General features: G+C 63.4%; 19 protein-coding genes. 13 read left to right on the top strand and 6 right to left on the bottom strand.

Annotated elements, in window-relative coordinates; all coding sequences use genetic code 11:
* Positions 1 to 64 precede the first annotated feature (64 nt).
* From CLU93_RS03400 to CLU93_RS03365, 8 genes are all read left to right on the top strand, one after another.
* Entirely contained in the window at positions 65 to 592 is a 528-nt protein-coding gene (locus CLU93_RS03400) for a hypothetical protein (RefSeq protein ID WP_099760000.1), read from the top strand.
* Positions 593 to 599: 7 nt separating this feature from the next.
* Positions 600 to 2,246 (top strand): GMC family oxidoreductase, encoded by a 1,647-nt coding sequence (locus CLU93_RS03395; RefSeq protein WP_099759999.1) that lies wholly within the window; start codon positions 600 to 602, stop codon positions 2,244 to 2,246.
* The gene (locus CLU93_RS03390; RefSeq protein ID WP_099759998.1) at positions 2,243 to 3,202 is read left to right on the top strand and encodes an esterase/lipase family protein; all 960 of its coding nucleotides are present in this window, start codon (positions 2,243 to 2,245) and stop codon (positions 3,200 to 3,202) included. The genes CLU93_RS03395 and CLU93_RS03390 overlap by 4 nt, the downstream gene beginning before the upstream one ends.
* Positions 3,203 to 3,502: 300 nt before the next feature.
* A complete protein-coding gene (locus tag CLU93_RS03385) occupies positions 3,503 to 7,135 on the top strand; it encodes an EAL domain-containing protein (RefSeq protein ID WP_099759997.1) in 3,633 nt (1,210 codons plus the stop codon).
* A gap of 134 nt (positions 7,136 to 7,269) precedes the next feature.
* A complete protein-coding gene (locus CLU93_RS03380; RefSeq protein WP_099759996.1) occupies positions 7,270 to 7,911 on the top strand; it encodes a phasin family protein in 642 nt (213 codons plus the stop codon).
* 138 nt (positions 7,912 to 8,049) lie between these two features.
* On the top strand, positions 8,050 to 8,721 hold the full coding sequence (locus tag CLU93_RS03375; protein ID WP_034758777.1) for a TetR/AcrR family transcriptional regulator: 672 nt from the start codon (positions 8,050 to 8,052) through the stop codon (positions 8,719 to 8,721).
* Between the two features lie 41 nt (positions 8,722 to 8,762).
* Positions 8,763 to 9,536 (top strand): hypothetical protein, encoded by a 774-nt coding sequence (locus CLU93_RS03370; RefSeq protein ID WP_099759995.1) that lies wholly within the window; start codon positions 8,763 to 8,765, stop codon positions 9,534 to 9,536.
* Positions 9,537 to 9,547: 11 nt separating this feature from the next.
* The gene (locus CLU93_RS03365; RefSeq protein WP_165829580.1) at positions 9,548 to 10,093 is read left to right on the top strand and encodes a TIGR00730 family Rossman fold protein; all 546 of its coding nucleotides are present in this window, start codon (positions 9,548 to 9,550) and stop codon (positions 10,091 to 10,093) included.
* Between the two features lie 28 nt (positions 10,094 to 10,121).
* On the opposite strand, the gene CLU93_RS03360 is transcribed toward CLU93_RS03365, so the two are convergent.
* From CLU93_RS03360 to CLU93_RS03350, 3 genes are all read right to left on the bottom strand, one after another.
* Complete coding sequence (locus CLU93_RS03360; RefSeq protein WP_071078582.1) at positions 10,122 to 10,634, bottom strand: YgjP-like metallopeptidase domain-containing protein; 513 nt, start codon at positions 10,632 to 10,634, stop codon at positions 10,122 to 10,124.
* A 143-nt stretch (positions 10,635 to 10,777) separates the two neighbouring features.
* On the bottom strand, positions 10,778 to 11,173 hold the full coding sequence (locus CLU93_RS03355) for a KGG domain-containing protein (RefSeq protein WP_099759993.1): 396 nt from the start codon (positions 11,171 to 11,173) through the stop codon (positions 10,778 to 10,780).
* Positions 11,174 to 11,206: 33 nt separating this feature from the next.
* On the bottom strand, positions 11,207 to 11,719 hold the full coding sequence (locus CLU93_RS03350; protein WP_099759992.1) for a phasin family protein: 513 nt from the start codon (positions 11,717 to 11,719) through the stop codon (positions 11,207 to 11,209).
* Between the two features lie 345 nt (positions 11,720 to 12,064).
* On the opposite strand from CLU93_RS03350, the gene purU reads away from it, so the two are divergent.
* Positions 12,065 to 12,946 carry a formyltetrahydrofolate deformylase gene (gene purU, locus CLU93_RS03345; protein ID WP_099759991.1) on the top strand — a complete coding sequence of 294 codons (882 nt, stop codon included), beginning with the start codon at positions 12,065 to 12,067 and terminating at the stop codon, positions 12,944 to 12,946.
* A 39-nt stretch (positions 12,947 to 12,985) separates the two neighbouring features.
* Positions 12,986 to 13,528: a YaeQ family protein gene (locus CLU93_RS03340; RefSeq protein WP_099759990.1), complete on the top strand. Its 543-nt coding sequence runs from the start codon at positions 12,986 to 12,988 to the stop codon at positions 13,526 to 13,528.
* 60 nt (positions 13,529 to 13,588) lie between these two features.
* Here CLU93_RS03340 and CLU93_RS03335 read toward each other — a convergent pair whose 3' ends face one another.
* On the bottom strand, positions 13,589 to 14,374 hold the full coding sequence (locus tag CLU93_RS03335; protein ID WP_099759989.1) for a head GIN domain-containing protein: 786 nt from the start codon (positions 14,372 to 14,374) through the stop codon (positions 13,589 to 13,591).
* Positions 14,375 to 14,562: 188 nt separating this feature from the next.
* Between CLU93_RS03335 and CLU93_RS03330 the strand changes: the two genes are divergently transcribed.
* The 3 genes from CLU93_RS03330 to CLU93_RS03320 all read left to right on the top strand — a co-directional run bounded on the left by CLU93_RS03330 (position 14,563) and on the right by CLU93_RS03320 (position 16,593).
* Positions 14,563 to 15,198 (top strand): SAM-dependent methyltransferase, encoded by a 636-nt coding sequence (locus tag CLU93_RS03330; protein ID WP_070224987.1) that lies wholly within the window; start codon positions 14,563 to 14,565, stop codon positions 15,196 to 15,198.
* Between the two features lie 142 nt (positions 15,199 to 15,340).
* Positions 15,341 to 15,691 (top strand): transposase, encoded by a 351-nt coding sequence (locus CLU93_RS03325; RefSeq protein WP_099759988.1) that lies wholly within the window; start codon positions 15,341 to 15,343, stop codon positions 15,689 to 15,691.
* 17 nt (positions 15,692 to 15,708) lie between these two features.
* A complete protein-coding gene (locus tag CLU93_RS03320; RefSeq protein WP_243420400.1) occupies positions 15,709 to 16,593 on the top strand; it encodes an IS3 family transposase in 885 nt (294 codons plus the stop codon).
* Between the two features lie 68 nt (positions 16,594 to 16,661).
* On the opposite strand, the gene CLU93_RS03315 is transcribed toward CLU93_RS03320, so the two are convergent.
* Positions 16,662 to 17,936 (bottom strand): c-type cytochrome, encoded by a 1,275-nt coding sequence (locus CLU93_RS03315; RefSeq protein ID WP_099759986.1) that lies wholly within the window; start codon positions 17,934 to 17,936, stop codon positions 16,662 to 16,664.
* Positions 17,933 to 18,661 (bottom strand): c-type cytochrome, encoded by a 729-nt coding sequence (locus CLU93_RS03310; protein ID WP_099759985.1) that lies wholly within the window; start codon positions 18,659 to 18,661, stop codon positions 17,933 to 17,935. The genes CLU93_RS03315 and CLU93_RS03310 overlap by 4 nt, the downstream gene beginning before the upstream one ends.
* Positions 18,662 to 18,766 lie beyond the last annotated feature (105 nt).

Below are 18,766 nucleotides of genomic sequence, written 5' to 3'. Positions count from 1 at the left end.
TTCAAACGCCCCCTGCCTTTGGCGTACACTGGCCTGCAAAAGGCCGTACAAAACAAGGGGACACATGGGATTGCAACGCAGATCGTTTCTGAAACTGGGTGTGCTGGGCGCCTGCGCGCTGGCCGCCGGCGGCGCCGCGTACCGCGCGCTGCGGGGGCCAGCGGCGCCTGGCCGCTTCGTGCTCGATGGTGCGGCGCGTGCGGCGCTGGCGGCCATCGTGCCGGCCATGCTGGGCGAGGCCTTGCCGCACGGGGGCGATGCGCGCAGCAAGGCCCTCGACGGCGCCATCGCCGGCGTGGACACGGCCATTCATGGCTTGCCGCTGGCGGCGCAGCAGGAAGTGCAGGATTTGTTTGGCCTGCTGGCGCTGGCGCCCGCGCGGCGTTTCGTCGCCGGCGTGAAAGATGGCTGGCCCGAGGCCGACCCGGCCCAGGTGGCCGCCTTCCTGCAGTCGTGGCGCACGCACCGCCTGGCCACTCTGCAGACGGCCTACCTGGCCCTGCACGACCTGATCCTCGGCGCCTGGTATGCCGATGCCGCCCACTGGGCCGCCATCGGCTACCCGGGACCGCTGCCCGAACTGAGCGCATAAGGCATCCATGAGCACATCTCCCATACCCGATCCCATCGCCGCCGGCATTGCCGCCGGCTGGAACGTCACCGACGCCAGCACCCTGAGCACCGACCGCACCATGGAAGCGGATGTCGTCGTCATCGGCAGCGGCGCCGGTGGCGGTGTGACGGCGGAAATCCTCGCGCTGGCCGGCCTGAAAGTGCTGATCGTCGAGGAGGGCGGCTTGAAGTCCTCGAAAGACTTCAAGATGCGCGAAGCGGACGCTTATCCCGCGCTGTACCAGGAATCGGCCGCGCGCAAGACGCGCGACAAGGCCATCAACATCCTGCAGGGGCGCACGGTGGGCGGTTCGACCACCGTCAACTGGACCTCGAGCTTTCGCACGCCGCCCGGCACCCTGGAATACTGGCGCCAGCACTTTGGCTTGTCCGGCTATTCGGTGGACGCCATGGCGCCGTGGTTCGCCATGATGGAAAAACGTCTGCACGTGAGCGACTGGGCCGTGCCGCCGAACGAAAACAACGATCTGCTACGCCGTGGCGCCACGGCGCTGGGCATCCCCACGGCCGCCATCCGGCGCAATGTGAACGGCTGCTGGAACCTCGGCTACTGCGGCATGGGTTGCCCGACGAATGCCAAGCAGTCGATGCTGGTGACGACGATCCCCTCGGCGCTGGCGCTGGGCGCGGGCTTGCTCGTGCATGCGCGCGCCGAGCGTTTCAGCTTCCAGGGCGAGCGCATCGACAGCTTGCAGGTGACGGCGCTGGACGCCGCCGGGCAAGTGCCGACGGGCGTGCGCCTCACGCTGCGCGCCAAACATTTTGTGCTGGCAGGCGGCGCCATCAATTCGCCGGCGCTGTTGCTGCGCTCGCAGGCGCCCGATCCACACGGCTTGCTGGGGCGGCGCACCTTTTTGCATCCGACGCTGATCTCGGCCGGCCTGTTCCCCCAGCGCGTCGATGCCTATGCGGGCGCGCCGCAGACGATTTATTCCGACCATTTCCTGCACCTGGCACCCATCGATGGCCCCATCGGCTACAAGCTCGAAGCGCCGCCTTTGCACCCGCTGCTGATGGCCACCACCATGGGCGGCTTCGGCGATGAACATGCGCGCACCATGCGCGAATTCCCCCATGCGCACGGTTTGCTGGCGCTGCTGCGCGACGGCTTTCACCACGACTCGGCGGGCGGCAGCGTGTCCATCGACAGCTTCGGCGCGCCCGTGCTCGACTATCCGCTCACGCCTTTTATCTGGGATGGCGCGCGGCGCGCGTTGCTGTCGATGGCGGAAATCCAGTTCGCCGCCGGCGCGAAAAGTGTCTACCCCGTACATGAGCTGGCCCACCATTACACCAGCTGGGCGCAGGCGAAACAGGCCATCGGCGATTTGCCGATGAAGGCGCTGCTGGCGCGCGTGGTGTCGGCCCACGTGATGGGCGGCTGCGCCATGTCGGACGATGCGCGCCTGGGCGTGACGGGCGCCGACGGCCGCTATCACGGCGTGCGCAACCTGTCCGTGCACGACGGTTCGCTGTTCCCCACCTCGATCGGCGCCAATCCGCAATTGAGCATCTATGCGCTGGCGGCGCGCCTGGCCAGCAGCCTGGCGCAGCAGCTGACGGGCAAGCCGGCCCCCGTGCCCATGCCTGTCGCCGCCCCAGCCGCCGCATGATCGCGCGCATCCTCAAGTGGCTGATGCTGCTGCAGGTGCTGGCCGTGCTGGGCGTGGCGTACCTGGCGATGCAGGCGTGGGGCGTCGTCTCGCCGGTGCTGGCCCTGCTGCTGGCGGTCGCCATGCTGCTGGCCGTGCGCGCGCTGATCGTGGCGCGCAATTTTTGGGAAAGCCGGCGCCTGGGCAGCCCGGTACCGCTTGAATACCGGCTGGGCGCCATGGGTGCCGCGCGTCTGTTTTTCGGCGAACTGTGCGCCACCTTGTGGACCTCGTCGTGGGGCATGCTGCGTCCGCGTCTGCATGCGGCCGATTGCATCACGGCTGGCCAGGGCTTGCCGGTGCTGCTGGTGCACGGCTATGTGTGCAACCGCGGCTATTGGACAAAGCTGAGCCGGCAGCTGGCGCAGGCGGGCATCGTGCACAAGGCGATCGACCTGGAACCGATCAACGGCGACATCGAGGCGTTCGTGCCGCAGGTCGAGCAAGCCATCACCGAGCTGTGTACTCGCACGGGCAGCGACCGCGTGATGCTCGTCGCCCACAGCATGGGTGGCCTGGTGGCGCGTGCCTGGCTGCGCCATTACGGCGCGGCCCGCGTGGCGCGCATCATCACCATCGGCACGCCGCACCACGGCACGGCGCTGGCCAACCTGGCGGCGGGCGCGAATGCGCGCCAGATGAGCCGTATCGATGGCGCACCGAGCGGCTGGCTGGCGCAGCTGGCCGCCAGCGAGGCACCGGCAACGCGCGCCCTGATCACATCGATGTACTCGCATCACGATAATATTGTCGTGCCGCAAACTTCCGCACACTTGCCCGGCGCGCGCAATCTGGCCTTCGGCGGCATCGGCCATGTGGCGCTGGCCAGCGATGCGCGCGTGCTGCGCCAGCTGTTTGCGGAAATCGCTATCAAGTACGAAGTCGCCGAAGCCCCGTCCAGCCCGCATTTTTCGTGAATTCTGTTGTGTTTTATCAGCATGGCAAGACTGTCTCTTTTGACTCTGCTGTTGCCCGGGTTTAACAGGGACAGGCACAGAAAATGCTGTTTTCCACAGGCGTACTGTATTAAGCTAGCACCACGAAGGTGACGGCCAGCAATGATTGTCGAGGCCGTATGCGCCGCGCCACAGCGAGCCGCATGCGAGATATTTGCGGGGATGCATGGCAGGATGTTGTAGGATCAGCATGTTGCCGCGCAAGCGGAAAAATCGGTGCAGGCAAAAAATGAGACTATGCAGTTTTCATGGGGGTGCTAATTGTCCGCACGTATCCTGATTATCGAAGATAACGCCACCAATATGGAATTGATGGTGTACCTGTTACGTGCCTTCGGGTACACGCCGCTGGCCGCCTATGACGGCGAAGAGGGCGTGCGCATGGCGCGCAGCGAATTGCCGGACTTGATCATCTGCGACGTGCATTTGCCCAAGCTCGATGGCTATGGCGTGGTGGCCGAGCTGAAGAAAGACCCGCTGCTGCGCAAGATCCCGGCCCTGGCCGTGACGGCGCTGGCCATGGTGGGTGACCGCGAACGCCTGCTCGAAGCGGGTTTCAATGGCTATATCGGCAAGCCGATCGAGCCGGACCTGTTCGTGGCGGAGCTGGAATCTTTTTTACCCGGGGCGCCGTCGACGCCAGTTAAAAACGACATAGCGACCATCTTGATCGTCGACGATCATGTGCTGAACCGCGAATTCCTGACCGCACTGCTGGGCTACGGCGGCCACCGCCTGCTGGAGGCGGCGAATGGTGCCGACGCGCTGGAAATATTGCGCACCGAGCGGCCGGACCTGATCATCTCCGACATCCTCATGCCGAACATGGACGGCTACGAATTCGTCACGCGCGTGCATGCCGATCCCGCGCTGACCGCCGTGCCCATCATTTTTTATACGGCCACCTACCGCGAGCAGGAAGCGATCTTGCTGGCGCAGGCGTGCGGCGTGCGCTGGGTGTTGCCCAAGCCGTCCGATCCTGAAGTCATCGTGCGCACGGTCAACGAGGCGCTGGGACTGATGCCGGCGGCCGCCCAGGCGCCCATTGTGCCGGGCGGTGCTGCGGCGCGTCCCGCCACTGGCAAGCTGGCCGGCATCGATCACCAGGTCAGCGGCTACCTCGACGAAGTCGAGTCCAGCAGCCAGCAGATTTCGCAGCTGGTCAGCCTGCGCGAAAGCCATGCCGCCATGCCCGAAGACCTGGGCATCATGACGGAGCGCCTGTCGCGCTCTCTGTCGAGCCTGCAGGCGGTGAGCCTGCGCCTGACGGCCCTGATCGAGCTGGGCATTGAACTGGGCGCCGAACGCGATCCGCGCGCCTTGATCGAGGCGGGCTGCAAGGTGGCGCAGAATATCTGCGTCTCCAGGTATGCCTGCATCGGCGTGCTGGAAGAGGGCGCCGAGAAACTCAGTTATTTTTCTTCGTGCGGCACCGAGAAAGACCTCGAGCGCATTGCCAGCGCGCCGCGCACGGGCATCCTGAACCGCTTGCTGGAACAGCGCCAGCCCTACCGTGTCAATGGCTTGAAGGGCGACCCCGGCGCGCTGGGCCTGCCCGACACGCACCCGCCCGTGCATTCCTTCCTGGGCGTTGCCATCGCTTCGCGCGAGCGCAGCCACGGCTGGCTGTACCTGGTCGACAAGCTTGGGGCGAATGAATTTTCCGAAGTCGACGAACGGGTCGCCGCCACGGTGGCGGCGCAGATCGCCGTCGCCTACGACAACCTGCTGCTGTACGACGAGATCAAGCGCCACCACGAGCAGCTGACCCTGGACATGGCGGCGCGCATCCGTCTCGATGAAGACTTGCGCCGCTTCCGCCTGGCGATGGATGCCACGGCCGACGCGATTTTTCTCGTCGACCGCGCCGGCATGTGCTTCGTCGACGTCAACCAGACTGCCTGCCGCATGCTGGGCTTTGAGCGCGAGGATTTCCTGCGCGTGGGGCCGGGTCGCACGAACGAGGGCGAGACCCAGCTGGAAGAGCTGTACAACAAGCTGCTGGCCGGCGACCAGGGCGGCCCGATGACGGAATTGCAGCTGCAGCGCAAGGATGGCTCGCCGCTGTCGGTGGAAGTGCAGCGGCGTACCCTGCGCTCGGGGCAGAGCTGGATTCTGGTGGCCGTGGCGCGCGACATCACCGAGCGCAAGGATGCCGAGCAGCGCCTGATGAAGCTGGCCCATTTCGATACCTTGACGGGCTTGCCGAACCGCAGCCAGTTTTACGCCGCGCTGACCCATTCGCTGTCCCAGGCGGCCGAACACCAGTGGGCCGTGGCCGTGCTGTTCATGGATATCGACCGCTTCAAAAATATCAACGACACCCTGGGCCACACCATCGGCGACGACCTGCTGCGCCAGTTTTCCAGCCGCCTGGTCGATTGCCTGCGCGTGCGCGATACCATCGGCCGCTTTGGCGGCGATGAATTTGCCACCATCCTGGTGCTGCCGGAAGGCGTCCAGCATGCCGTGGGCGTGGTCGAGAAGATCCGCGAAGCGATGCGCAAGCCCTTCGACTTGCAGGGCCACGAAGTAACGGTGACGGTCAGCATCGGCATTTCCGTGTTCCCCGAAGACGGCGTCGATGCGGACACCCTGATTCAGTATGCCGACACGGCCATGTACCGCGCCAAGGAGGCCGGGCGCGACGCCTTCCGCTTCTTCACGGCGGAAATGAACGCGCAATCGATGGCGCGGCTGGACATGGAAAATGCCCTGCGGCGTGCCATCGACAACGAGGAATTCGTGCTGTTCTTCCAGCCCAAGGTGAATATCATCTCGGGGCGCATCAGCGGCGCCGAGGCGCTGATACGCTGGCGCCGCCCCGGCCACGGCATGGTTTCGCCGGCCCTGTTCATCCCCTTGCTGGAAGAAACGGGGCTGATCGTGCGCGTCGGTAACTGGGTGCTGGACGAGGCCTGCAAGAAGATCAGCGAATGGGGCGCCAGCAGCATTGGCCCCGTGCACCTGTCGGTGAATGTCTCGGGCATCCAGTTTTTTGTCGGCGGCCTGGAAGAAGAGGTGCTCAAGGCGATCAGCAAGCACGATATCGCGCCCGACCTGCTGGAACTGGAGCTGACGGAAAGCTCGCTGATGTCGAATGCCGAGGAAACCATCGCCGTGCTGCGCAACCTGAAGGCGCTGGGTATCCAGATTTCCATCGACGATTTCGGCACCGGTTATTCCAGCCTGGCCTACCTGAAGCGCTTCCCCATCGACAAGCTGAAGATCGACATCGCCTTCGTGCGCGAAGTGACCAGCAATCCGGACGACGCGGCCATCGTGCTGGCCATCATCAGCATGGCGCACAGCATGAAGCTGGAAGTGATCGCCGAAGGCGTGGAAAACGATGCGCAGCTGGCTTATTTGCGGCGCCACGGCTGCGACGAGATGCAGGGCTATTATTTCAGCCGCCCCGTGCCACAGGAAGAATTCGAGCAGATGCTGATGGCGGGCAAGCTGCTGCAGGCGCCGCAGGACGCGGGCAGCGAAGAGCAGCAAACCTTGCTGATCGTCGACGACGATGTCTTCATGCTCGACGTGCTCAGCGACTTCCTGGCGCAGGATGGCTACCGCATCCTGACGGCGCAAACGGCCGCCGAGGGCTTCGACATCCTGGCGCGCCACAAGGTGCAGGTGATCCTGTGCGACCAGTGCATGCCGCTCATGAGCGGCACCGAATTCATGGAGCGGGTCAAGCACCTGTGCCCCGATACTTTTCGCATCATGCTGTCGGCTTTTGCCGACCTGACGCCCATCATGGCGGCCATCAACCGTGGCGCCGTCGACCGCTTCTATACCAAGCCTTGGAAAGGCGCCGTGCTGCGCGAGAACATCCGCGAAGGCTTCCGCCTGCACAAGCTGCTGCATGGCCCGGTGAAAGCGGCCGCCTAGACGCTTGCCACTGCGTGTGCTGGCGCACGTTCAGACGCAGCTTTGTATCGAATTAGACTCCCGTCTCTAGTTTTGCTCTCTAGAATAAAAGCATCCATGAAGTGGCATGGCCTTTCATATGACGGGAGCGGGCGATGGTGAAGAAATTGAAGGAATTGACGGAAGACAAGGAATTGGCGAGCGCCGTGCGCTCGTCCGCGCAGCAGATCTGGCAAGCGGGCCTCGGTGCCTTCGCCAAGGCGCAGGAAGAGGGCGGGCGCGTGTTTTCCAAGCTGGTCAAGGAAGGCACGGAATTCCAGAAGCGCGCCGAAGACAAGGTGGCCGATGTCGGCGACAGCGTCAGCAAACTGGCCGATGGCGTGGGCAAGCAGGCCAGCGGCTCCTGGGACAAGCTGGAACAGGTATTTGAAGAGCGCGTGGCGCGTGCCCTGGCCACCATCGGCGTGCCGATGCAAAACGATATCGCCGCGTTGCATGCCAAGATCGATGCCTTGAGCTTGCAGGTGGCAGCGCTGTCGGGCAAGGCCGCGCCGGCGCCCAAGCCGAAGGCGGTGGCCAAGCCCGCCGTGAAAGCGGCGCCGAGCAGCGTAGCGAAAGCCGCGCCGACGGCGGCACCGAAGTCGGCCGTCGACAAGGCCCCGGCCAAGCCGGCGACCAGGGCCGCACCGCGCGCCGCAGCCAGGCCGGTGAGCAAGCCAGTGAGCAATCCAGTGAGCAAAGCGGTGAGCAAACCCGCCGCGAGAGTGGCGGCGAAGAAAAAAGCAGCGCCGGCCTGAGTTGGCGCAGCATTCCTCCAGCCTGCTCGCGCAGGCTTTTTTTTGCCTGCGTTTTTCACCTGCGCCGTGGGGCGCAGTGTTTCATTGCGGCTATCTTAGGTGGTATGCTTGAGGCAGAACACAGAGAGATTGCCCGCCATGCTACAAAAAGCACCACGCCGTACCCGCGAACGCATCCTGGAGTTGTCGCTGCGCCTGTTCAATGAGTTTGGTGAGCCGAATATCACGACGACCGTGATTGCGGAAGAGATGAATATTTCGCCGGGAAACCTGTATTACCACTTCCGTAACAAGGATGACATCGTCAACTCGATCTTCGTCCAGTTCGAGGCGGAAATCGAACGCATCCTGACCGTGCCTGACGGGCGCCGTTCGAATATCGAGGATGTCTGGCTGTATTTGCACCTGATGTTCGAACTGATCTGGCGCTACCGTTTTTTCTATCGCGACCTCAATGATTTGCTGTCGCGCAACCGCAAGCTGGAACTGCACTTCAAGCTGATCCTGGCGCACAAGATCAAGGTGGCCACGCAGCTGTGCGAAGATTTGCGCAGCGAACAGTCTTTGGAAGCGTCGGACATGGAAGTCGCTGCCATGGCGACGAATATGGTGGTCGTCGCCACCTACTGGCTGTCGTACGAATATGTGCGCAACCCGCGCAAGTACAGCGAGCAGCAATCGATGTCCGATGCGCTGGCACGCGGCTGCTACCAGGTGTTGTCCCTGATCGGCCCGTATTTACGCAATGAAACGCATTTGCTGTTTCGCAAACTGTCGGAAGAGTATGTGACCAAACTCAAGAACGACTGACGCGGTTGCTGGCGTCACGTCGTCATTTACAGGAGAGATATATGGCTTGGAAACAATTCCCCTATCCGGACGCAGCCTATGTCTACACGCCGCAAACCCTGGAAGCGGCCTGGGCGCGCCTGCATGCGGGCGATGTGGAACCGTTTCCCACGCATCCGGCGCTGGTGCAAGCCTGGCTGGCCTTCCACGCGGGCGACTTCGAACGCGCCGTGAAGCTGGGCCTGGCCGTCGGCGTGCCCGGCTATGCGGTGGCGCACAAGGCGACCTGCATCTATGCCACGCACCTGGAAGTGGAGGACCGCCAGAAACTCGACATGTACGAAGAAGTGGCGGAGCGCTGCGAGCGCCAGCAGAGCGAACAGCCGGACAACCCGGCCGGCTACTACTGGCATGCCTATAGCCTGGGCCGCTACGCGCTGGGCACCTCCGTCGTCAAGGCCCTGGCGCAGGGCATGGGCGCGCGCGTGCGCAACAGCCTGGACCGCACGATGACTGTAGCGCCCATGCATGCGGAAGCGCATATTGCGTTCGGGATTTATCATACGGAAATTATCGACAAGGTCGGCGCCATGATCGGCAGCCTGACCTATGGCGCCAACAAGGAAGATGGCTATCAGCACTTCAAGACGGCGCTGGCCCTGACGCCGTATTCGGCGCTGGCGCACAGCGAGTATGCGCGCGCCTTGAACATGCTTGACGGAAAGAAAAAGCTGGCGGAAGCGCTGGCCCTGTATGAAAAGGCGGCCGAGTGCGTGGCACTGGACGCCAAGGAACGCCTCGAGGTCGAGGCGGCGATCGATGAATTGAAAGACTAGGGACTACTGTGATCAAGGCTTTATGTGTGTACTGTGGCGCCAACGCGGGCGTCTCGCCCGACTATGCGGTGGCGGCGCGCGAACTGGCGCGCGTGCTGGTGGCGGAAAATATTTCACTGGTGTATGGCGGCGGCAAGGTCGGCCTGATGGGCGTGATCGCCGATGAAGTGCTGCGCCTGGGCGGCGAGGTGACGGGCGTGATTCCCACCCAGCTGGTTGAACGCGAAGTGGGCCACATGGGCTTGACGCGCCAGTTCATCGTGAAGGACATGCACGAGCGCAAGGCAATGATGGCCAGCCTGTCCGACGCCTTCATCGCCATGCCCGGCGGCTATGGCACCCTGGAAGAGCTGTTCGAGATGCTCACGTGGGCCCAGCTGGGCTTGCACGCCAAGCCCATTGGCTTGCTCAATGTCGACCGTTTCTATGATGGCTTGCTGGCGTTCGTGGATAACGGCAAGGAACAGGGCTTCATCCGCCCACAGCACGCAGCCTTCCTCAATGCCGACGCCGATCCCGCCGCGCTGCTGCAACGCCTGAAGGAATGCGCGCCCTAGGCCCTGGAAAGTGCTTGAGCGCCGCGCGTCACGACCAGAGGCGCTGGCCCGACAGGTCGAGCTGGGTCAGGTACAGGCGCACGTCGAATTCGTACTGGTGGTATTGCGGTTCCATATACGTGCACAACTTGTAGAACGGCTTGTCATGTTGCTTTTCTTTTACATGCGCCAGTTCGTGCACGGCGATCATGCGCAGGAATTCCAGCGGCACTTCCTTGAACATGGTGGCCACGCGGATTTCATGTTTGGCCTTGAGCTTGCCGCCCTGCACGCGCGAGATCGAGGTATGCAAGCCCAGCGCATGCTGGATCACGTGGATCTTGCTGTCGAACGCCACTTTGTTGATGGGCTCGGCATTGCGCAGGAATTCATTCTTCAAGTCTTGCACGTACTGGTACAACGCCTTGTCGTTGCGCACATCATGCGCATTCGGGTAGCGTTTTAACAGCACTTCGCCCAGCTTGTCCTGCGCGATCAGTTGTTGCACTTGCGCTTGCGTTTGTTCGGAATAGGCGCTCAGGTATTTCAGGGATGGCTGCATGCGGGGAAGGGCGGGGCGGGGCGCGAATGTGTCAGTAAGGCGAGAATGTACCATACCGCCGCGCCCCGCGCTGCCCCTGCCCCGGCACGGGGCTGCCAGGGCCGCCCCGTGCCGTCGTCAAGCCGCGTGCCAGGCCAGCCAGGTCAGCCCTTGTCGTCTCCGTCCTTGTTGCCCTGCCGGCTAGCCTTCGACTGTTGCTCGGCGCTGCCGCCGCGTGCCGCCGTGCTGCCGCGGCTTTCATTGGCGCGCTGGGCCGATTGCCGGCTTTCGCCGCCCTTGCGGCCGATTTCCGCCATGTGTTCGCGGTTGCGGCTGACGGCTTCACCGCCTTTCTGCCCGGCCCGGCGTGCTTCTTCCGAGTCGAATTCATGCGCCGTGCCCTTTTGATGGGCTGCCTGACCGCCCTTGCTGGCGATTTCGCGTTGCTGCTCCTCGTTCATGGCGGCAAAGCCGCGCTTGCTCGTGCCTTTGCTGCTGCCCGGTTCGCCGGCTTTCTGGCTGCTGCCAGCACCTTTGCCCTGCTCATTACTGTTAGCCATGTCGCTCTCCTTGCTGTCGGGTGGGGTCACTGTTCAATGCGCCTGATCGGATTGCCTGCCGGTCTCGCGGCCGTGACCCGCGCCATCGCGGTGGCCCGAGGCATGCATTTTTTCGATCATGTCACGCTGGCGCTGCGTGGCTTTTTCCGTTTCTTCGGCCGTCTTGCGCACCACTTCGTCGGCGAAGGCCACGGCCGTGCGGCTCGCTTCGGGCAGGTGGTTCTCTGCCGTGCGGTTCATCTCGACATTGGCGTTGGCGACCAGGTTGCCGAGTTGCTGCTGGTACTGGCGCAGCTTGTCGCTGCCCGGCTGCAACTGGGCGGCGGCCAGCGACATGAACTCGCCCGTGTCGCGCGCAGACAGCAGTTGCTGGCTGGCGTTGCTCCATTCCTGCAGCAAGTCTTGCGCCAGCCGCAGATGCAGCACGCTCAGTTGCTGCGCCGTATCGAACAGCTTGCGCGATAGTTCTGTGGCGAAATTGCACTGGGCCTCCAGGTGGGACTTCAGGGCGGGGCTGAGACTGGGGGGGATACTGTTGGTGAACATGTTCTACCTCAATGAAAATCTGGTCCGAGAAACACCCGGTGTGCCGGATGCGACGTGTGCTGAAACAAGCAAAGAGATAGACGCCGGACGGCGTGCCAGGTTCCACGCCAGCTGCCGGTTTTGCGCGAGAATGGTGCCTGGTCGCCTGAAAAAAGCGATGACTTTGTGCCAGATCAAAGGAACGTCAATCAGCTTGCCGCTGCGGGCAGCCATGCTGCTTGTGTGGAAAATGCAGGTTTACAAGCCCGGCCGTGCGACAATAGCCGGCTCGCGGCAGCGCAGCCGATGGCCGGCGCGCGTGGCTGAGCCGAGCATAGCCCACCTTTTTTGCCTTATTCCGCGACCATGACGCATCCCGAATACATCCTGACCCTGTCCTGCCTGGACCAGCGCGGCATCGTGCACCGCGTGTCCGGCTTCCTGGCCGAACACGGCTGCAACATCCTCGATTCCGCCCAGTTCGGCGACCAGGAATCCCAGCTGTTCTTCATGCGCGTGCATTTCGCGCTGGAAGACGGCGCCGTCAGCGACGCCCAGTTGCGCAGCGACTTCGCCGAGTTGTCGCAGGTCATGCAGCTCAATGGCCAATTCCATGGCCAATTGCACGATGCGCGCGTCAAGCCGCGCGTCATGCTGATGGTGTCGAAGATCGGCCATTGCCTGAACGATTTGCTGTTCCGCTACAAGAGCGGCTTGCTGAACGTGGAAATCCCCGCCATCGTCTCGAACCACATGGAGTTCTACCAGCTGGCGGCCAGCTACAATATTCCCTTCCACCACCTGCCGTTGGCGGCCGGCGCGCCGGAAGCGGCCAAGCTGGCGCAGGAAGCGAAGATCATCGACTTGATGGACACGCACAAGATCGACCTGGTGGTGCTGGCGCGCTACATGCAAATCCTCTCGCCCGGCCTGTGCCAGGCGCTCGATGGCCGCGCCATCAATATTCACCATTCCTTCCTGCCCAGCTTCAAGGGCGCCAAGCCGTATGCGCAGGCGCACCACCGCGGCGTCAAGCTGATCGGTGCGACGGCCCATTTCGTCACGGGCGACCTCGATGAAGGCCCGATCATCGAGCAGGATGTCGAGCGCGTCGACCATGCGATGGATGCCGAGACCCTGACGGCCATCGGCCGCGACGTCGAGTGCGTGGTGCTGGCGCGCGCCGTGAAATGGTTCGTCGAGCACCGCATCCTGAAAAATGGCGACAAGACCGTGGTTTTCCGCTGATACCGACTTCACTATTCACATTACCGAGACAGAAATACGATGGCCCTTAAAGCAACAATTTTCAAAGCCGATCTGCAGATCGCCGACATGGACCGCAATTACTACCAGGATCACGCGCTGACCCTGGCGCGCCACCCGTCCGAAACGGATGAGCGCATGATGGTGCGCCTGCTGGCGTTCGCCATCCACGCCGACGAGGCGCTGACCTTCACCAAGGGTTTGTTCGACACGGAAGAGCCCGACCTGTGGCAGAAAGACCTGACAGGCGCCATCCAGTTGTGGATCGAAGTGGGCCAGCCCGACGAAAAGCGCATCCTGAAGGCCTGCGGGCGTTCGGAACAGGTCATCGTCTATAGCTATGGCGCAACCAGCCACATCTGGTGGAAGCAGATCGCCAACAAGCTGGAACGGGCGAAGAACTTGACCGTAATCAACCTGCCATCCGACGCGGCGCAAGACATGAGCAAGCTGGCGCAGCGCAACATGCAGCTGCAATGCACGATCCAGGATGGCCAGATCTGGCTGACCGACAGCGTCAACACGGTCTTGATCGAGCGCGAACCGGTGAAGCCGGCGCGCTGATGTTGACGGTTTGAAACGCAAAAAGCCCGGATCGCTCCGGGCTTTTGTCATTGCGGGCGCTTAATTCGGCGCAGCGCCCAGGCGCTTGATGCTGCTCGAGCGCTGCATGCTGCGGCTGATGCGCGGGTCGCCGTAGTAGCTCACTTCGCCCGAGCCGCCGATGCTGATGCTCAAGTCATCCTTGGCCCATACTTGCGCCTCGCCCGAGCCGCCGATGCTCACCTGCACCTCGCGCGCGGCCAGGCGGCTCGCCTGGATATTGCCCGAGCCGCCGATCGACGCCGTCAGCTGCTCCGTCTTGCCGCTGGCCTTGAAGTTGCCGCTGCCGCCGATGGCGACAGCCACCGCGCGGCTGTCGAGGTCGCGCGCATCGATGGAGCCGGAACCGCCCACGTCGAAGCGCAGTTTCTCGGCGCGCAAGCCCGTTGCCGTGATGCTGCCCGAGCCGCCCACGCTGATGCGCTCCACCTGGCGCGCCTGGATGACGATGGTCAGGCTGCTCTGGCGGAAGTTGGCGTTGCGCTTGGCAGGCCGGATGCGCAGAGTACCGTTTTCCACGGCCGTGTCGATCAGCGGCAGGATATTGTCGTCGGCCTCGATGGTGACGCTGTCCGTGTTGCCAATACGCAGCTCGACCGTGCCCGGCACATTCAGCGCCACGCCATGGAAGCTGCCCACTTCGCGCGTCTGTTTTTGCAGCTTGCCGCTGCCCTGGATGCTGTTGCCGGAGATCCAGTCGAGCGGCGACGCCAGCGCCGGCGCGGCCGGTATGGCCAGGGCGCAGACTGCCAGCAGCAGGGCGGTAGCGACGCTGGCATGGCGCGGATGGAAAAGTGGCTGTGTCATTCTTGCTCCCTGTTTTGAATTGGACTGCCTGCATGGTATGCCAGCGGGCCACGCCTGCGCAGCGCCCTGCGACAGACTGCGCCAGCGGCGGCATGGAATGCAGGAAGATGCGACAGGATGGCATGAGGTATCATGCCGGTATTGGACATACGACGAGCGGTACGCGCCGCTCACACTACTGGAATTACATGCTGATCATCACCATCAAACAGGGCAAGGAAAAGAGCTTGCTGGGCCAATCGTGGATTTACGCGTCCGCGATTGAAAAAGTCGAAGGCAAGCCGCAGGAAAAAATGAAGCCCGGCTCGACGGCCATCGTGCAGAGTTCTTCGAAGCAATTCATCGCCCGCGCCGCCTACAATTCGAAGTCGCAGATCCGCGCGCGCATCTGGAGCTTCAAGGAAGACGAACCGGTCGACCACGCGCTGATCAAGCGCAGGGTCAAGGCCGCCATCGAGAAAAAGCTGCCAGCCATCAAGAAGGCTGGCGAGAACCAGCTGCTGACCCTGATCAAGGGTGAAGACGAGGGCTTGCCCGGTCTGGTGGTGCAGCTGTTTGGCGGCGTGCAAGGCTATCTGATCTGCGAATTCAACGCCGGTGGCGTCGACGCGTGGAAAGTGGCCATCGTGCAATCGCTGATGGCGTCCACCGGCTGCGTCAACGTGTACGAGCGCTGCGACGACCTGATGCGCAAGGGCGAAGGCTTGCCCCTGATCGACGGCGCCCTGGCCGGCGAAGAGCCGCCCGATGAAGTCATGCTGACGGACAACGGCGTGCGTTATGCGCTGGATCTGAAGACGGGACATAAAAGCAAGTTCCGTTGAGAACGGCTGTTTGACTTGAAAAACCGGCGCGAGCCGGTTTTTTTATGGGTAACCCGCGCACCACTGGGGTCGGACTGAGCTAGCCCGGATTTGATGGAGGGTCACTAATTTGAGAAAATAGTGACATCCAAAGGAATCCATCATGACCAAGAAGCCATCGCTTGCCGTATCAGACGCTGTTCCCGCTACGCAAGTGCGGCGGGAACGCACCGTTTTCTCCAGGCAGTTCAAACTCACTGCTGTAGAGCGCATGCAGGAACCTGGCTGCAGCCCGGCCGCCTTGGCGCTGGAACTGGGCATCCGCCGCAATCAGCTGTACAAGTGGGCTGCCGCGCTCAAGCAAGCTGGCGAACTGCCGGCGCCGAAAGTGGTAACGCCTGTCTCGACCACGGATCTGGCCAAAGAGAATGTCCGTTTAAAGCGTGCACTGCAGGCTTCGCTGGAGGAGAACGCCATCTTAAAAAAGCTCGATGCGTACTTAACGCGGCGTTAAAGCACAAGTACGCTTTCATTACCGCGCACCAAGCCGAGTTTCGGCTCGCCGCGATGTGCCGGGTACTGCAGGTCAGTCCCAGCAGTTATTATGCGGCCGCGAAACGGTTGCCCAGCTTGCATGACACTGTCGATCTGGCGCTGCGCGAGGACATCAAGCGCCTCCATGCAGAACATCGCTGTGCGCCGGGCGCGGTCAAGACCTGGCGGCTGTTGCATGCGCAGGGAATCATCTGCGGCAAGCACCGCGTGGCACGCCTGCGCAAGCTCGATGGCATTACGTCGATGCGCCGGCAGCGCTTTCGTGTCATGCAGACACATCAACACACCGAGCCTCCAGCGCCTGATTTGTTGCAACGGAAGTTCAATGTTGCCGCGCCCAATACGGCCTGGGTGGGCGATATCACGTCGATACGTACGCGTGAAGGATGGCTGCATCTGGCCATCGTGCTCGACCTGTTTGCACGCCGGGTGGTGGGATGGTCGATGGATACGTCGCAGCCTGCCATGCTACCCATCGCGGCCTTGAGGATGGCCATTGCGCAGCGCAAGCCGCCTGCCAATCTGATCTGTCATACCGATCAGGGCAGTGTGTACGGATCGGCGGCCTATCGCAGCGTGCTGCAGGAACATCAGTTGCGGCCCAGCATGAGCCGGCGTGGTAACTGCCACGATAACGCCGTGGCCGAGAGCTTCTTCTCGCAGCTGAAAAACGAAATCACGCACAATACGACGTATGCCACACGCGAAGAGGCCAAGGCTGCTATCGTCGATTACATCGAGGTGTATTACAATCGGATGCGCTTGCATCAAAGCTTGAAATACCGCACCCCAATCGAGGTTGAGGTGCATTACGCATCGATTAAAAATCCCCCGCACCGCGAGGGAGTGACTCTCCATTAAAACCGGGACACCTCAGACCCTCAGGGTCCGACCCCGGCTGTAGCCGGGCTTAGGGGGGTGATTGAGGGCTACTCCAGCGGCACGCTGCGGTACTTGTTCACTTCCAGCGCCGACACCGCCGGTGCATCATTGCCCCACGAAGCGCGCAGATACGTGACCACGGCTGCCACCTCGGCGTCATCCATGACGGGGCCGAACGGCGGCATGCCGTAGGGGCGCGGGTTGCCGCTTGTGCCGGGCGCAAAGCCGCCGTTGAGTACGAGGCGGATGGCGTTGACGGCCGAGTCCGTCGTCAGCGCGCGGTTGCCGGCCAGCGGCGGGTAGCCGGGTGGCACGCCCTTGCCGTCGGCCTGGTGGCAGCTCGCGCATTGCGCTTCATACAGTTTCGCGCCCAGCGCCAGTTGCTGCCGAGCTTGCTCCGAAGTCTCGCGCGGCGCCTTTTTCGCCGCTTGCGCGGGGCCGGGCAAGCTTTTCAGGTACACGGCCATCGCCTGCACGTCGGTGCTGCCCATGTGCTGCAAGCTTTGCCGCACGACTTCCGCCATGGGGCCGAAGACGGTGGCGCGCGGCGAGACGCCCGTTTGCAGCAATTCCACGATATGCGCCGTGTCCCAGTCACCGAGGCCCGCTTCCGCGTCCGACGTCAGCGAGGGCGCATACCAGCCCAGCACGGGGATCAGGCCGCCCGACAGGCCGTCGTCGCTGCCGCCCAGGGTGGTGCGGCTGCTATGGCAGGCGCTGCAGTGGCCCAGGCCCTGCACCAGGTAGGCGCCGCGGTTCCACTCCATGCTTTGACTGGTGAGCGGCTGGTACACGCCCGGCTTGAAATACAGCGCGCGCCAGGCGGCCAGCGCGAGTTGCTGGTTGTAGGGGAAGCGCAGCGCGTGCGGCGCATTCGCCTGCCTGTGCGGCGGCACGCTCTGGAAATATGCGTACAGGGCGTCGCTGTCCTCGCGCTGCACCTTGGTGTAGCTGGTGTAGGGAAAGGCCGGATACAGCAGCCGGCCATCTTTCGACTTGCCGTTGTGGATGGCGCGCCAGAAATCGTCTGCCGTCCAGTTGCCGATGCCCGTTTCCCTGTCCGCCGTGAGGTTGGGCGAGAGCACCTTGCCGAACGGCGTCTGCAAGGCCCGTCCGCCCGCGTAGGGCACGCCGCCGCGCGTCGTGTGGCAGGCCATGCAATCGCCCGCCTTGGCCAGGTAGGCGCCGCGCGCGACCAGCTGTTGCTGGCTCAGGGTGCTGGCAACGGCGGGCGGGCCGATGTCGTCGTCCGGGTACAGCAGGAACTTGGCGCTGGCGCCGGCGATCAGCACCAGGCCGGCCGCGATCATCCATTTCTTCATGGCGCCACCTGCGCGGTAGAGCCTGGCACGCCGCCACAGTGCAGCGGCAAGGGCAGGGTGATGCCGCTGGCGGGACGCGCGTCGGCGCTGGCCACCTGCGTGCCCAGCCAGGCCGAGACGGCGCCCACGTCCGCGTCCGACAGGCGCTGCGCCACTTGCGCCATGCAGTCGGGCGCATGGGCGCGGCGGATGCCGTTCTTCCAGGCGCCCAGCTGGGCGTTGATGTAGTCGCGCGGCAAGCCCAGCAAGCCGGGGATGGCGGGCGCCACGCCGGCCAGTTTCTCGCCATGGCAGGCGATGCAGGCGGGAATCTTTTTCCCGCTGTCGCCGTGCAGCACCAGCTGCTTGCCCCGCGCCAGGGCTGTCGCACCGGCGCTGCTGGGCTGGGCCGGCGGCGGGGCAGGGTGCTGCGCCGCAAAATACTCGGCGATTTCACGCAGGTAATCGTCCGGCAAGTGCTCGACCATGTAGTTCATCATCGGATACTGGCGCCTTCCCTCGCGGAAATTGAGCAGCTGGTGGTACAGGTAGCCGGCCGGCTTGCCGGCGATGCGGGGAAAGAAGGCGTCGTGGCGTTCCTTGGGCGCATGGCAGGCCGTGCACGCCTTGATGCGCTGTTCCAGGCTGTCGTGGCCGGCTGGCACGCTGGCCGGTGCGGCCAGCGCCATGCCAGGCAAGGCGCAAGCCAGGGCCAGCACCAGCGCAAGGGGGGAATGCAGTAGCATGGAGAGTTGCATGGAAAAGTAACCTGTCTCGTCGGTCGGTGTGGCGTGCCGGTGTTGCTGCCCGGATGTTGTTACCCTAGCATATAACGGGCGCTGTCACTGTGA

This window comes from Janthinobacterium sp. 35 (assembly GCF_002754575.1).
GTDB classification, from domain to species: Bacteria; Pseudomonadota; Gammaproteobacteria; order Burkholderiales; family Burkholderiaceae_D; genus Janthinobacterium; species Janthinobacterium tructae.
The sequence above is the reverse complement of the archived record's forward strand: the minus strand, read 5'-3'. Positions and strand labels throughout refer to the sequence as shown.